The 14701-nt window shown below is 40.9% G+C and carries 13 protein-coding genes and 8 tRNA genes; all 21 read right to left on the bottom strand.

All coding sequences use genetic code 11. From position 1 onward, the window contains the following. Position 1: 1 nt before the first annotated feature. Positions 2-3727 carry a phosphoribosylformylglycinamidine synthase gene (locus O3629_RS07610; RefSeq protein WP_272145278.1) on the bottom strand — a complete coding sequence of 1242 codons (3726 nt, stop codon included), beginning with the start codon at positions 3725-3727 and terminating at the stop codon, positions 2-4. A 211-nt stretch (positions 3728-3938) separates the two neighbouring features. Then, positions 3939-4646: a phosphoribosylaminoimidazolesuccinocarboxamide synthase gene (gene purC, locus O3629_RS07605; protein WP_003009285.1), complete on the bottom strand. Its 708-nt coding sequence runs from the start codon at positions 4644-4646 to the stop codon at positions 3939-3941. 150 nt (positions 4647-4796) lie between these two features. After that, on the bottom strand, positions 4797-5045 hold the full coding sequence (locus tag O3629_RS07600) for an acyl carrier protein (protein ID WP_024054589.1): 249 nt from the start codon (positions 5043-5045) through the stop codon (positions 4797-4799). 3 nt (positions 5046-5048) lie between these two features. Continuing rightward, positions 5049-6044: a phosphate acyltransferase PlsX gene (plsX, locus tag O3629_RS07595; protein ID WP_371608980.1), complete on the bottom strand. Its 996-nt coding sequence runs from the start codon at positions 6042-6044 to the stop codon at positions 5049-5051. Further along, positions 6041-6820, bottom strand: coding sequence for a DNA repair protein RecO (recO, locus tag O3629_RS07590; RefSeq protein ID WP_371608979.1), 780 nt, complete (start codon positions 6818-6820; stop codon positions 6041-6043). Before recO ends, plsX begins: the two co-directional genes overlap by 4 nt. After that, the gene (locus O3629_RS07585; RefSeq protein WP_371608978.1) at positions 6804-7985 is read right to left on the bottom strand and encodes a pyridoxal phosphate-dependent aminotransferase; all 1182 of its coding nucleotides are present in this window, start codon (positions 7983-7985) and stop codon (positions 6804-6806) included. Before O3629_RS07585 ends, recO begins: the two co-directional genes overlap by 17 nt. Before the next feature lie 154 nt (positions 7986-8139). Further along, complete coding sequence (gene srtB / locus O3629_RS07580) at positions 8140-8988, bottom strand: class B sortase, LPKTxAVK-specific (protein ID WP_155168302.1); 849 nt, start codon at positions 8986-8988, stop codon at positions 8140-8142. 88 nt (positions 8989-9076) lie between these two features. After that, positions 9077-9697: an amylase-binding adhesin AbpA gene (abpA, locus tag O3629_RS07575; RefSeq protein WP_371608977.1), complete on the bottom strand. Its 621-nt coding sequence runs from the start codon at positions 9695-9697 to the stop codon at positions 9077-9079. A 222-nt stretch (positions 9698-9919) separates the two neighbouring features. Then, positions 9920-10060, bottom strand: a complete 141-nt coding sequence (locus O3629_RS07570; protein WP_173018797.1) for a hypothetical protein — start codon at positions 10058-10060, stop codon at positions 9920-9922. Between the two features lie 49 nt (positions 10061-10109). Continuing rightward, on the bottom strand, positions 10110-11084 hold the full coding sequence (locus O3629_RS07565; RefSeq protein WP_021154183.1) for a ribose-phosphate diphosphokinase: 975 nt from the start codon (positions 11082-11084) through the stop codon (positions 10110-10112). Positions 11085-11262: 178 nt separating this feature from the next. After that, on the bottom strand, positions 11263-12513 hold the full coding sequence (gene pcsB / locus O3629_RS07560; protein WP_155200042.1) for a peptidoglycan hydrolase PcsB: 1251 nt from the start codon (positions 12511-12513) through the stop codon (positions 11263-11265). 93 nt (positions 12514-12606) lie between these two features. After that, the gene (gene mreD, locus O3629_RS07555; RefSeq protein ID WP_371469239.1) at positions 12607-13107 is read right to left on the bottom strand and encodes a rod shape-determining protein MreD; all 501 of its coding nucleotides are present in this window, start codon (positions 13105-13107) and stop codon (positions 12607-12609) included. A 1-nt stretch (position 13108) separates the two neighbouring features. Beyond that, a complete protein-coding gene (mreC, locus tag O3629_RS07550) occupies positions 13109-13927 on the bottom strand; it encodes a rod shape-determining protein MreC (protein WP_371469241.1) in 819 nt (272 codons plus the stop codon). 62 nt (positions 13928-13989) lie between these two features. Next, positions 13990-14077 (bottom strand) — tRNA-Ser (locus tag O3629_RS07545). 4 nt (positions 14078-14081) lie between these two features. Next, positions 14082-14155 (bottom strand) — tRNA-Ile (locus tag O3629_RS07540). Positions 14156-14188: 33 nt separating this feature from the next. After that, positions 14189-14259, bottom strand: a tRNA-Gly gene (locus tag O3629_RS07535). 16 nt (positions 14260-14275) lie between these two features. Then, positions 14276-14348, bottom strand: a tRNA-Phe gene (locus O3629_RS07530). A gap of 3 nt (positions 14349-14351) precedes the next feature. Beyond that, a tRNA-Met gene (locus O3629_RS07525) sits at positions 14352-14425 on the bottom strand. Between the two features lie 9 nt (positions 14426-14434). Further along, a tRNA-Ser gene (locus O3629_RS07520) sits at positions 14435-14524 on the bottom strand. A gap of 10 nt (positions 14525-14534) precedes the next feature. Continuing rightward, positions 14535-14608: transfer RNA gene (locus O3629_RS07515), tRNA-Ile, on the bottom strand. Positions 14609-14624: 16 nt separating this feature from the next. After that, positions 14625-14698: transfer RNA gene (locus O3629_RS07510), tRNA-Met, on the bottom strand. Positions 14699-14701 lie beyond the last annotated feature (3 nt).

Genomic DNA, 14701 nt, shown 5'->3' with positions numbered 1-14701 from the left:
TTTATTTTCCAGTAAAGTATTTAACCGCTGACGCAAAGAGATGTTGATCTTTATTTCCTGGAATATTTTGGAAGAGACCGTCTTCGAAACGTTCTGAGTGTCCCATCTTCCCGATGATTTGACCGTTCTTACTTGTGATACCTTCAATAGCATTAACAGATCCGTTAGGATTGTATTTAGAATCCATGCTTGGTTTACCTTCGAAGTCAACATATTGGGTAAAGATTTGACCATTGTCACGAAGCTCTGCAAATTCTTCAGCTGTCACGACAAACTTCCCTTCACCGTGTGATACTGGGATGGCATGGATGTCACCAACTTTCACGCCTGCAAGCCATGGTGAGTTCGTGTTGGCAATCCGTGTTTCAACCATCTTAGCCACGTGTTGGTTGGCATCATTGTAGAAGAGGGTTGGACTCGTGCTGCTCGCATCTTCAAAGTTACCATATGGAAGAAGGCCTGATTTGACGAGGGCCTGGAACCCATTACAGATACCGATGATCAAACCACCACGTTCGATGAAGTGATCAATGGCTGCACGCACTTTTTCGTTAAGCAAGATGTTCACGATAAATTTAGCGGATCCATCTGGTTCATCTGCTGCTGAGAAGCCACCTGCAAAGAAGATAATATTCGCTTTTTCAATGTTGTCAACCATGGTGTCAACAGACTTGACAATAGCTTCTTCATTCAGTGTGACAAATGGTACCAAGTTGACTTTTGCACCTTCTTTTTCAAAGGCCTTAGCGGAGTCATATTCCGAGTTAGTACCTGGGAATACTGGGATGTAAACCACTGGTGCCTCAACTGTTTCTTTAGCTTTGATAACAGTATCTGATGCCAACGCAGGTACTTCTTCCAGCTCAGTTGCTTGTGCAAATTCCGTTGGGTAAACCTCTTCCAATTTACCTTGGAAGGCACTGTCAAGTTTGTGTCCATCAAGCGTTACACCATTGACAGTAAGTGTAAAGTCATCTGCTGTTTGTCCAATCTTGGCAACACCTGCAATTTCTTCAGGCGATGTGAAGATGAATCCACCCAATTGGGCTGTCAAGCTAGTGTCAAGGTCAGCTAATTCGACGTTTGCACCAATATGGTTCCCAAAGGTTGCAAGGGCAAGAGCTTCAAGGACACCACCGTATTTGACAGCGGATGCAGATGTGACTTTGTGAGTTGCTTGGATGGCTTCAAATTGAGCAAAGTTAGACTTGATAAGATCAAAGTCAATTTCTTGTGCCAAAGCTTGACCTGGGATGTAATAGATATTTTCACCAGTAGCTTTAAATTCTGGAGAAAGGACCTTACGGCTATCTGTAGTTGTCACCCCAAAAGCAACCAAGGTTGGTGGTACTGTCAATTCTTCAAAGGTACCAGACATAGAGTCTTTCCCACCGATAGATGGCAAACCAAGTTGAATCTGAGCTTCAATGGATCCAAGAAGAGCTGCTACTGGTTGACCAAAACGCTCTGCTTGTTTATCCATCCGCTCGAAGTATTCTTGATAAGAGAAACGAGCCTTAGACCAGTTTGCACCAGCAGCAACCAAACGAGCGGTTGCTTCGATGACCGCATAGGCAGCACCATGATATGGAGACCATTCTGCTACATAAGGGTTGAATCCTTGCGCCATAACAGAAGCGGTGGTTGTCACGCCATGTTGGACTGGTAATTTCTGTACAGAAGCTTCCGTTGGTGTGATTTGGTAGCGACCACCAAGTGGGTGATTGACTGTTGAACGACCAACTGAGCTATCAAAGATGGTTTGTAACCCTTTTTGACTGGCATGGTTCAAGTCAGCCAAGACCTCAAGAGTATCCGCTTCAAGGGTTTCAGCAGATGTTTGACGTTCTTCTGGAAGCTTGACATCCTTGTCAACCACCTTAGCATCTACAACCACACGTACACCGTTTGTATCAAGGAAACGACGTTCCAAATCAACGATGGTTTCACCATTCCAGTGCATGACTAGATTTGGTTTTTCAGTCACTGTCGCAACAACCACAGCATCAATATTTTCTTTGTTACATGCTGCAACGAAGGCGTCTACATCTTCTGGACGAACCACCACAGCCATCCGTTCTTGAGACTCAGAAATGGCAATTTCTGTACCGTTCAAACCTTGGTATTTCAATGGCACTTTGTCTAGATCAATTTCAAGACCATCTGCCAATTCACCGATAGCCACGCAGACACCACCAGCACCAAAGTCATTTGATTTCTTGATCAAACGGGTCACTTCCCCATTACGGAAAAGACGTTGAATCTTACGTTCTTCGATGGCATTCCCTTTTTGAACTTCAGCACCAGCTGTTTCAACAGATTCAACCGTTTGAACTTTAGAAGAACCTGTCGCACCACCGACACCGTCACGTCCAGTCTTACCACCGAGCAAGATAATCACATCACCAGCTTCAGGTTTTTCACGGACAACATTTTCCTTAGGAGCCGCACCGACAACCGCACCTAGCTCCATACGCTTAGCAACGAAACCTGGGTGGAAGTATTCACGAACATAAGTTGTGGCAAGACCAATTTGGTTACCGTATGAAGAATAACCGTGAGCTGCTGTTTTAGAAATCACTTGTTGTGGCAATTTCCCAGCGCGAGTTTCTGAAATTGGAGCTGTAATATCGCCAGCACCTGAAATACGCATGGCTTGGTAAACGTAGGAACGCCCTGACAATGGGTCACGAATGGCACCACCGATACAAGTAGCCGCTCCACCAAATGGTTCGATTTCCGTTGGGTGGTTGTGAGTTTCGTTCTTAAACATGAGAAGCCATGGCTCTTTCACACCATTGACATCCACTTCAATTTCAACAGAGCAGGCATTGATTTCATCAGATACTTCCATGTCATCCAAACGGCCATTGGCACGCTCATAACGACCAAAAATAGTCGCCATATCCATCAAGGTTTGAGGTTTTTCTGTACGTCCCAACTCATCACGCATGGCAATATACTTGTCATAAGTCGCTTGCAATTGTTTTTCAAATTTAGAAGCTGAGAAGTCGATATTTTTCAACTCAGTCTCGAAAGTTGTGTGACGACAGTGGTCAGACCAGTAAGTATCCAACACCTTCAACTCAGTCTCAGTTGGCACACGTCCAATAGACTTGAAGTAATCTTGAATGAAGAGAAGGTCATCCACTTCCATGGCCAATCCTTGCTCTGCCTTATACTGTGCAAAATCTTCTGCCGTATAGCTTTCAAAGAAATCCAAGCTTGGAATGGTCTTGTCAGACTCAGAGAAATCCTGTTTAGCAATGCCAACAGTGATGTCTTTGAAACGAGAATCCACTGGGTTCAAGAGGTAGTTTTTGACCGCTTCCAACTCATTCGCATCAATATCCTTGTTGACCAAGTAAAGTTGCGCTGTATTCACTGTTACATCATTTGAACTACCAAGCAAAAGCAAAGCTTCTTGTGAAGATGCCGCACGTTGGTCAAATTGACCAGGCAAACTTTCGATCGCAAAGAAAGCATGCTTTTCAAGATCAGCCTGAACCGCAGCTTCATCCAAAACAGTATCGGTCACTTGCTCAGAGAAGATATGTTTTTCCGCACGCGCAAACAAGTCCTCTGCCAAACCAAAAACATCGTAAACCTGAACAATCCGAAGATCCTTCAAGGTTTTCAACTGAAGATTATGCTGTAATTCTTTTACTAAAGAGTCCGATTTCACACGAAAATCAGCTTTTTTCTCAACGAAAATACGTTTATCCATTTTATTTCCTTTATCTATTTCTACTTAAAGATTGTAGTGAAGACCAAGTATTCTATTTGTAAAAGGCTACTTCAATCCTTGCAATTTTTCTAATACAACTTCATAAACATCTGTCAAGCTACCAAGATCACGACGGAGTGAAAAGGTCTAGTAGACCTTTTCAGCCTGAGTCCTTTTACTTGAAAGACGAAGGTTTTCCGTTTCAAAAAGATTACTTCAAGCCCTGTAATTTCTCCAATACAACCTGATATACATCCGTTAAACTGCCCAAGTCCCTACGGAAAACATCCTTGTCCATATGGTGCCCTTCCGCATCCCAAAGGCGGCAGTTATCTGGAGAGAATTCATCTGCCAAGATAATCTTGCCATCCTTATCAAAACCAAATTCCAATTTGAAGTCAATCAAGCGAAGACCAATTTGTGCAAACCAATCCTTCAGCAATTCATTGATACGACGCGTTTCTTCCTTGATATAAGCAATTTGTTCATCATTGGCAATATCCAAAAACTTGACATGCTCATCATTGATGAATGGATCGTCCAACTCATCGTTCTTGTAGTAAAATTCAACGATTGGAGTTTTCAAGTCCAAACCTTCTTCAACGCCAAAACGTTTAGAGAAAGAACCCGCAGTCACATTACGAAGAACCACCTCCAAAGGAATAATTTTTACTTTCTTGTTGAGTTGTTCGGTATCAGAAATACGTTTTATAAAGTGAGTAGCTACACCCGCAGCATTCAATTTTTCAAAAATAAGAGACGAAATCTGATTATTTAGCACACCTTTTCCCTTAATAGTCTCCTTACGAGCCCCATTCAGCATAGTGGCTTGGTCCTTATAGACCGACTTAATCACATGTTCGTCCTCAGTAGTATAGATATCCTTAGCTTTTCCAGTATAAATCAGTTGATTGGTCATGACTTTGTTCGCCTTTCGTATTTTATCACCTTCATTCTATCACATACAAAGTGTATTTTCAATAAAATTCCGTACAATATAAGCAGAATCCGAATAAAAAGGACAGAAAAAAAGATCATCCAGAATAATCTCTGAACGATCCCTTTTTCATTAGTGACCAGCAGTTCGTTTTTCGATATAGTCGACAACATCCCCTACTGTGTTAAATTCATCAATAGCCTTGTCCGGAATCTCAATTTGGTATTCATCCTCAAGATTGATAATAAATTCCATCAATTCAACAGAATCCGCCTGTAAATCCTTACGTAAGTCAGATTCCAAAGATACTTGAAAATCTGGTCCCTTGCGGTCTTTGAGAAATTCCTCAATAGTAGCTAAAATTTCGTTTTGTTTACTCATACATTACCCTTCCTTCGATAATTCCTTCACTGATTTTCCAACAACATCTGTCTCTAACATAGTCCGAATCTGACGAATCGTGCTATAGACAGCTTTGGCATCACTCGAACCATGCGTTTTAACAACAGGTGCTTGAAGACCAAACAAGACCGCTCCTCCAACATCTGAGAAATCCAAGGTTTGCTTCAATGATTTCAAACGGTCCTTGAGCAGAAAAGCTCCCAATTTCGCCTTCCAGTTTCCAGTGGCAATCGCTTGTTTCAATTGCTTCAAGATTCCAAAAGCCGTTCCTTCCATCGTTTTCAAGACAGCGTTTCCCGTGAAACCATCCGCCACAACGACATCAGCAACGCCATCCATCAAGTCACGCGCTTCCACGTTTCCAACAAAATGAATCGACTCATCCTCAGATAACAATTGGTAGGTTTCCTTGCGCAAAGAATCTCCCTTACTAGCTTCTGTCCCATTGTTCAATAGACCCACGCGCGGTTTTTGAATCCCACGAACATTTTCAGCATAATAGGATCCCATCACAGCATACTGATGCAAGTGCTCCGGTGTATTTTCCGCATTGGCCCCTAAGTCTAGCATATCATAGCCACGACCATCAACCGTTGGAAGTGTTGACATCAAGCCAGGTCGTTCCACCCCTTTGATGCGGCCAACGATAAAGAAACCAGCCGCCAATAGCGCACCTGTATTTCCCGCAGATAGCATAGCATCGACCTTACCATCCTTCACATCCTTGGCAGCTAAGACCATCGAAGCCTGTTTTTTCCGACGAATGGCCCGCGTTGGCTCATCATCTGAATCGATTTTTTCTTCCGTATGCACAATCGATACACGTTCTGTTGCGGTTAAATAGTCTTTGATTTTTGCCTCATCGCCATATAAGACAATCTCAATATCATCAAAATCACGAATGGCTTGATTCACACCTTCTACCAAGGCTTGAGGTGCATTATCGCCCCCCATTGCATCTACTGCAATTTTTTTCATGTTTCACCTCCAGATGAATCTTTCATAATCGCTCCCCAATCACTCAAGGAATCGATAAACTTTTTAGCTTTTAAATGGATCCCTACATACTCCTCATACAACTGATCAATTGCCTGACGCAGAGCTGCTTTCATCTCCGCTTGTAGGGAAATGGTCTCTAGCTCACTGAATCGTACTGCTTGAAACTGATCCAATAAATAGAGAACATTCGGATGCCAGTGAGCTCGTCTCTCATCCCGATCATAATGATCCGGACAAAGGACCCCACTATACCGAAAAGAGTAATCAAAAGGAAGTCCAACCCGATGACAGAAACAGCATTCATGCAGATTCAAGATAACTCCAAATCGTGATAGAATCTGAATCTCAAAAATATTGGTTAAAACCTCATAATCCAGTCCCTCTTCCATCAAAGACAAGGTCTTTTCTAAAAAAGCAAACAGGGCTGGATCCTCCTGATTATCCTGAATACTTGCATCTGCAAGCGCCAGAACATAGGTCGCATAAGAAAGGGCAAAAAGATCTGCATTGATTTTCTTATAAACCTGCACATCTTGAAAATCATCAATATAACTCAACCCATCATCATTGATTTTTAACAACATATCTGCCGTTACCAAAGGTTGCAACATGGGATTCAACCGTGATTTTCCCGCATGTTTCACAAAAAACATCCGCTTCCCTGACTTCTCTGTGAAGATTTTGACCAGCTTGTCATCCTCACGAAACTCCCGATTATACAGGACAATTCCCCGGGTCTCAATTGACTCCAGCATGTTCTTCCATATACTCCTTCAAGCGTTTCATTGCTTCCTTGATAACCTCCATGCTGGCTGCATACGACAAACGCACATAGCCTTCGCCATATTGACCAAAAGCAGCACCAGGAATGAAAGCAACCGCTTTTTCACGCGCAAAATCCTGCAAGAAAGCGAAAGAATCTTGATTATAACCAGCTGGGATTTTAGCAAAAATATAAAAGGCTCCATCTGGCTTAATAATCTCAAACCCAAGCGCGGTCATCTGTTCGATAATATAATCCCGACGCTTCACATATTCCTTCTTCATTGGCTCCGCATCATCCCGACCTTCCGTCAAAGCTTCGATCGCAGCATACTGGTTCATGGTTCCAGCAGCCGTAACCAAATATTGATGGCTCTTGATGAGTTGGGCTGTCAATGCAGCAGGCGCAAAGATAAAACCAAGCCGCCAGCCTGTCATGGCATGAGACTTAGATAAGCCATTAATAACAACGGTCTGTTCAGGAATGAAGGAGGCCATTGAGACATGCGCTTCTCCAGTATAAGTCAACTCTGAATAGACTTCATCACAAATCACAAAGACTGCATAATTTTTTAAGACAGCAGCTAATTCTGCCATCTGTTCGCGCGAATAAGTAACACCCGTTGGATTAGCTGGATAATTGAGAATAACAGCCTTCAATTTTTCACCCTGCTCTAGAATCGCCTTTTCCAACTTTTCAGGAGTCAAGACAAAACGATCTGCTGTCGTATCAATTTCGACAACATCTGCTCCCACCAAATTTATAATCGGCTCATAACCAGGGTAGGCCGGTGCTGGAAGAAGTACTACATCTCCAGGTTCCAAGATTGCTGTCAAGGTGGCAGATAGGGCTTCAGTCGCACCGATCGTCACTAATATCTCATCTTCAGGACGGTAGTAAATACCATATTTATCAGCCACAAACTGACTCGCAGCCTCACGCAAAGCCAGCAAACCACTCATCCCAGTGTAATGGCTAAAATTCGCATCAATGGCAGCCTTTCCTGCTTCTTTTACATGTTCAGGAGTGGTAAAATCCGGTTCCCCCAAAGTCAAACGCAAGACACCAGGAATGGAAGAAATTGATTGATCGAACTGACGAATCAAAGAAACTTCGATCCGATTCAGATTTTTATTAAAACGTTTCGTTAAATCCATAGAACACCTCCAAAACACTTATATTCATTATACTATAAATAGGACCCCATCGCAAAAGAACAAGCCAGATCCCCACCTTTTGCTTACCACCAAAGGACATTTCAAAAATCCTTCCATGAAAAAAAGACTTAGCAATGCTAAGTCTTTCAAGCCATTATTGTTGACCACGTGTTGCCACATATTTCAATTGATCCGCATGTTTTGCCACAAAATCCTTCATTTCTGAATCAGGAATTTGACGAAGGTAGAGGTTAGAACGAATGGTTTCATCCTCTTCACGACAAGTTGACAATACTAAGTATTTATCAGATGCTTTGATCTTGATATTAGGATTCTTCGTACGAGCTGACTCATAGATATTCTTCAATTGTGTCGTAAAATCATTGTCATCAGTAAAGCTTGTACGGTAGAAAGCGGTGTCCTCTGGGACAATGACCAATCCCATTACTTCATAATAATATTTCCGCTCTGGTGTCTCAATCACAACATACGGATGTTGGTCCAAATACTCTTGTTTGTCATAGTAGTTGACATCATTAAACATGCGATGATCGCCGACCTTACTACCACGAGCATGACCAAACAACCAAGTCAAACGATCACTGAAGTCTTTCTTGTTGTCCATATCCATGAAGACTGTCCCCATGTATGGTTCATTTCCACCATCAAACGTCTTATTCAAATAAGTTTCATTGTCAGTGGTTTGTACAACAGGTTCATCCAACTCAGTACCCGGTGCATAGACATAAGCAATTGCCTCAGGGTTAACAGCTGTTAACTGAGCAAAACGATTTTTCAAGTAATCTTTTTCTTCTTGGCTTGGTTCATATTTAGTTTCTTGCTTGGTTGAGCTTGTTCCAGTTGTTTTTTTAGCCGTGCCAGATGACTTAGTTCCTCCAAATGGATTAAAGAAAATAAATCCAGCAACAAGAACAACAACTGCAACAAGAGCAGCAATTACAAGACCCAATTTATTTGAACTTTTTTCCCCAGCTCTTTTCATTGATTGATCTCCTCTTGATGATTTTTTCTAAAAAATAACACTGAACCCGAAGGTCCAGTGATATTTTACGAGCTAATTAATAATCAAATTATTTAACTGCGCTTGTTTTTGGAAGAGCTTTACCAGCTTGTTTTGAACCAGCTTTACCAGCTTCTGCTTTTTTAGCTGCTTCTTCTGCTTTAGCTGCGTCTGCTTTAGCTGCGTCTGCTTTAGCTGCGTCTGCGTTAGCTTGTTCTGGATTAATTCCATGTTCTTTCAAGTAACGAGCGTTAGCTTGTTCTGGAGTTTCATTCAAGATATAGTAACGGCCTTCTTTTTTCTTAGCTGTGTTTTGAACAGTTTGGAATTGTTGTACATATTTTTTACGTACGTTCAAGAATGCAGTATTGAATGCTGCTTCATAAGCTGCTTTCTTTTCTCCGTAAAGGTGTGAACCACCTTCAACAGCATCAAATTCAGCTTTAGCTGCTACTACTGCTGGATCAGCCGCTGCTTCAGCTTTGATTTCGTCCATGTGACCGTTAAGGTATTCTTCAACTGTACGAGCACTTACAAATTCAGATTGATCATAGTATTTTGAAGCGACGTCAGTATCTTGAGGTCCTCTAGGATTGTTAGCTCCACCGTTGACTCCACCTTCGGCAAGAACTGGTGCTGCTGCAGCAAATACTGCAAGAGCTGCTACTGATGATAATAAAACTTTTTTCATTGTTTTATCTCCTTTTTTCTTTTCAAAAATTATTCGTTACTTCGTAACTATGACTAGTATACTAGGATATTCTGCCTATGTCAAGACTTTTTCCATTATTTTTTAAAAAAAGTTTAATCTTTTGATCCATTTGAGATATAGAACTACGAATTTAAAACCATCTTGGAAAAATACTCTATTCATATATAAAAATGTATTTAAAAAATAGAAATCTTTTCTATCCTATTTCACCACCCCATTTTTTGGCAATCGTTTCTTGGGCAAACTAGGATCAGCCTTTGCTTCTAGTTCTTTAGCTGCTTGAACCAGTTTTTTCCGTTTCTTTTCTTTTTTTAGATTTTCCAACCATTTTCTGATTTCCATTTGTATATCCTCCTAAATAAAAGAGGCCAGTTACCCAGCCTCCTTATTGTTAACATTTTTTGGCATTTCCGATTTCAAATAGAGGAGAAAGAGGGCGATTTTCGTGAATGCGAACAATGGCCTCTGCAAGGAGTTTCGCAATCGAAATTTGCTCAATCTTATCAATTAATCGATCTTCCGGTAGATAAATCGTATCCAACACCACCAACTTCTTAATGGCTGATTTTTGAATATTGTCCATCGCTGGTCCTGATAAAACAGGGTGAGTACAGCTCGCATAAACTTCAACAGCACCTGCTTCTGCAAGGGCGTCCGCGGCATGACAGATTGTACCAGCTGTATCAATCATATCATCAATCAAAATACAAGTCTTGCCTTCAACACTCCCAATGATATTCATCACTTCACTCGTATTCATCTTATCGACACTTCGACGTTTATCAATAATCGCAATCGGTGTCTTCAAAAATTCAGCTAATTTTCGAGCACGAGTCACACCACCATGGTCTGGACTGACAACAACATAGTCTTTCCCAATCATCCCACGACGTTCAAAATAGTCGGCGATCAAAGGCGCACCCATCAAGTGGTCAACAGGAATATCAAAGAAACCTTGAATCTGAGCGGCGTGCAAATCAATTGTCAAGAGGCGATCAACACCAGCAACCTCAAGCATATTGGCTACCAACTTAGAAGTGATTGGTTCACGAGCTCGAGCTTTCCGGTCTTGACGAGCATAGCCGTAATATGGCATCACCACATTAATGGATTGCGCACTAGCCCGTTTCAACGCATCTACCATAATCAAAATTTCCATTAGATTATCGTTAACCGGCGAGCTAGTGGATTGCAAAATATAAACATCTTTCCCACGGATTGATTCTTCAATATTAACCTGAATTTCTCCATCAGAAAATTGACGAACCGTTGACTTTCCAAGTGGTAGTCCCATTTCTCGAGACACACGTTGAGCCAATTCTTGATTTGACGACAAAGCAAAGAGCATTAAATCAGAAAATGACATGATTTCCTCCAGTAAAATCTAAAACCATATTGTACAGTCAGCACAAATTTCTCCTGTAACCATTTTATCGCTTTTTAAGCAAATATTCAAATATTAATTTATGGAAACTACAAAATCTATCACTACCTAAATTCTATCAAAAAAGAAGCAGAACAAATGTTCTGCTTCAGTGTAATTCTTAGTTTGGATAGATATAAGTAACAGTACCTTGTGCTGTTGTTGGGTTAAACCAACCACGGTAGTTCCCAATACTACGGATACCATTATAGTTAGACTCAGAGACTTGGATGCTCGTTGTAGATTGAACGGCTGTAACAACTGCTACGTGTCCATATCCACCATCATTCCAACATGCAATGGCACCAACTTGTGGTTGAGATCCTGTACGGAATCCTGCTGCCGCTGCACTTGCTGCCCATTGTCCACCATTACCCCAGTAATCACCAGCCCATGGAGCCAATGTCTTCGCACCCCATGTACATTCACCAACTGGATAAGATGATGCAGATGTACTATAAGTTGGACGAGAAACAGTTGCTGCTGGAGCTGCTGGAGCTGCTGCTGCTTGAGTTTGAACAGCAGGTTGAGCTGCTGCTTGAGTTTGTGCAGCCGCTGGTGTTGCAGCAGGTGTTTGTGCTGCTGCCTGAACTTGTGCTTGAAGAGTTGTATTAGCAGAAGCTTTTACAGCTGCTTGTTGTTCTTTTTGTTTTGCACGGTAAGCTGCCTCAGCTGCTGCCGCTGCTGCCGCTGCTTTTTCAGCTTCAGCTTTTTGTTGCAACAAAGCGTTCTTTTCGTTTTCAGCAGATGATTTTTCAGCTGCCAAATTCAATTGTGCCACTTTCAACTCAGCTTCTTTAGTTGACAAAGCTTGCGCATCATCTTCTAATTGCTGTTTATTTGCAATAACAGTATTGATAGCGTCGTTGTTTTCTTTTTGTTTTTGTGCAATATCTTCTTTATCACGTTTTTGCTCTTGCAACATTTTGTTGTTAGCATCTGCAATTTCATTCATAGCAGAAATACGTGAGATAGCTTCTGTCAAAGATCCAGAGCTAACAATCGCATTAATATAGCTTGTTGCAGTTCCAGTTGTTTGAGCACTACGTGCTTGATTTGCAAGTGATTCTTGACGAGCAACAATATTTTTTGACAACTCATCGATCTCAGCTGACAATCGTTCAGATTCTTCATTCAAACGGTCATTTTCAGCTTGAAGATTTTCTTGTTGTTGTTTAATTTCAGATACTTGACCTTGGATTTGATCTACCTGAGCTTGTGCACTTTGTTGTTGTTGATTAATACTATTGATTTTGTTATCTTGAGCAGCAATCTTATCATCTGTTGAATCAGCTGATACACCAGCTACGACAGCACCTTGTGATAAAGCAACTGTACTCAATAAGATTGTGGCAAATAATTTTTTCTTCATTAGATAAATTTTCCCTTTCTAATAAGACACTAACTAGTATAACAAATTTTTTGAAATTTTATATTACGCTATTGTTACATTTTTATTGCGAGTTTATAAATAAATCTTTTCAAGTAAAGGCTGTAATACTAATAATAGAAGTACATTCAAAATTAAACTTGGGGAAATTTGGTAAATAATTAGTGTAATCCAGTTAAATTTTATACCGATAAAAAGAACCAAAAGAAGGTTTGTTAAAATCTGAAATAATAGAATCGTTAATAAAAATGTAAAAAAACGAGTCAATCGATTGACTAAAATAATCTGATTACACCGATAAAAAATCACCTGAAGTAAAGGAAATACTAGGAAGGCAATTCCTAGAGTGTGTAAAAAATACACATCAAAACAAAAACCAAAGAAGACTCCCCACCAAATACTAGCTATCTCAGAGAAATAGAGACTCAATAACATAAAACCATATAGAAATAAAAATGAAGTAGGTTCTAAAGAGTTTGGACAGAAACGAGAAATAAGAAAAGAGATCTGTCCGTCAACAAATAAAGATAAGAATAAGATTAAAGGGGAAAAATGGTACTTACGTATGACTTTCACACTACTCTCCGATCAATAGTACATAACGATTGACATCTAAATTAGCCTTTGGTTTCACACGAATTTCTTGCCCTAACTGATCAGATGCCTTTTGAGTAGAAGTCACTGTACCAAGAGGTAAGTCACTACTCTTATATTTTCCTAAACCACTTGTTGAAACCAGAGATCCTTTTTTAATTTCAACTGGATCTCCAATTTGCAACAACCGAAACTCACCCGTCTTCTCATCATAACCATTTAATAAGGCAAAAATAGATTGACCTTGACTCTCAATTTTAAACGTCAGGTGTTGTGAAGAAATAGTATCTTCGACTAATAATTTTACTTTACTAGAATTTTTCTCTATACTTTCTACCACACCAATGACACCACCAGATGAAAGAACAAACATGGACTCAGAAATTCCATCTGAACTACCTTTATCAATAACAAATTCCTGATCCCAAGAACCATAATTACGGTCAATAATCTCACTAACGATTTGTTTAGAACCCGATACAGAATTTTTGATTGACATCAAATCCTTTAATTCTCTATTTTCTGATTCCAAACGGTTAAGTTTTGACTGGTCTATATCCTTTTGATAAAGACGTGATTTTAACGAACGGTTTTCATCATTTAATTCAGATAAATCCTTTAAATCCATTGCCTTAGATTCCACAACAACAAATGGTACCGATACTGCCTTATCAACAATAGCTAATAGATCAGAAGATTTTAAAACAATCGAAGTTCTAACAGATGGAAAAAGAAATAAAATTCCTGAAACAGTTAAAACAAACACAAAACTAAAAATTTTAAAGAATCGATTCAAGAACATAGACAAAACCTTCAAAAATATAAAAAATAGTTTGAGATGATATCTCAAACTTCGAAATTATACGGAGAATGGGGGATTCGAACCCCCGCGCCAGTTACCCGACCTAACGATTTAGCAAACCGTCCTCTTCAGCCTCTTGAGTAATTCTCCAAAATGGGCACGAGTGGACTCGAACCACCGACCTCACGCTTATCAGGCGTGCGCTCTAACCACCTGAGCTACGCGCCCAAGTTAAAAACTTGGTAATGAACCTATGTTCAAAGCGGGTGACGAGAATCGAACTCGCGACAACAGCTTGGAAGGCTGTAGTTTTACCACTAAACTACACCCGCTTATTATTAAAAGAAATGGCGCGAGACGGAATCGAACCGCCGACACATGGAGCTTCAATCCATTGCTCTACCAACTGAGCTACCGAGCCAAATTGCGGGAGCAGGATTTGAACCTACGACCTTCGGGTTATGAGCCCGACGAGCTACCGAGCTGCTCCATCCCGCGTTAATATTAAGGAGGATGTGGGATTCGAACCCACGCACGCTTTTACACGCCTGACGGTTTTCAAGACCGTTCCCTTCAGCCGGACTTGGGTAATCCTCCAAGATAATAATGGACCTTGTAGGACTTGAACCTACGACCACTCGGTTATGAGCCGAGAGCTCTAACCAGCTGAGCTAAAGGTCCAACAAGATCAACAATATAGCGGCGAAGGGGATCGAACCCCCGACCTCCCGGGTATGAACCGGACGCTCTAGCCAGCTGAGCTACACCGCCATA

Origin of the sequence: Streptococcus sp. 27098_8_12 (assembly GCF_041432115.1) — a bacterium.
Taxonomy (GTDB): domain Bacteria; phylum Bacillota; class Bacilli; order Lactobacillales; family Streptococcaceae; genus Streptococcus; species Streptococcus parasanguinis_V.
Note: the sequence above shows the minus strand (reverse complement) of the source record. Positions and strands in the feature narration are given on the sequence as shown.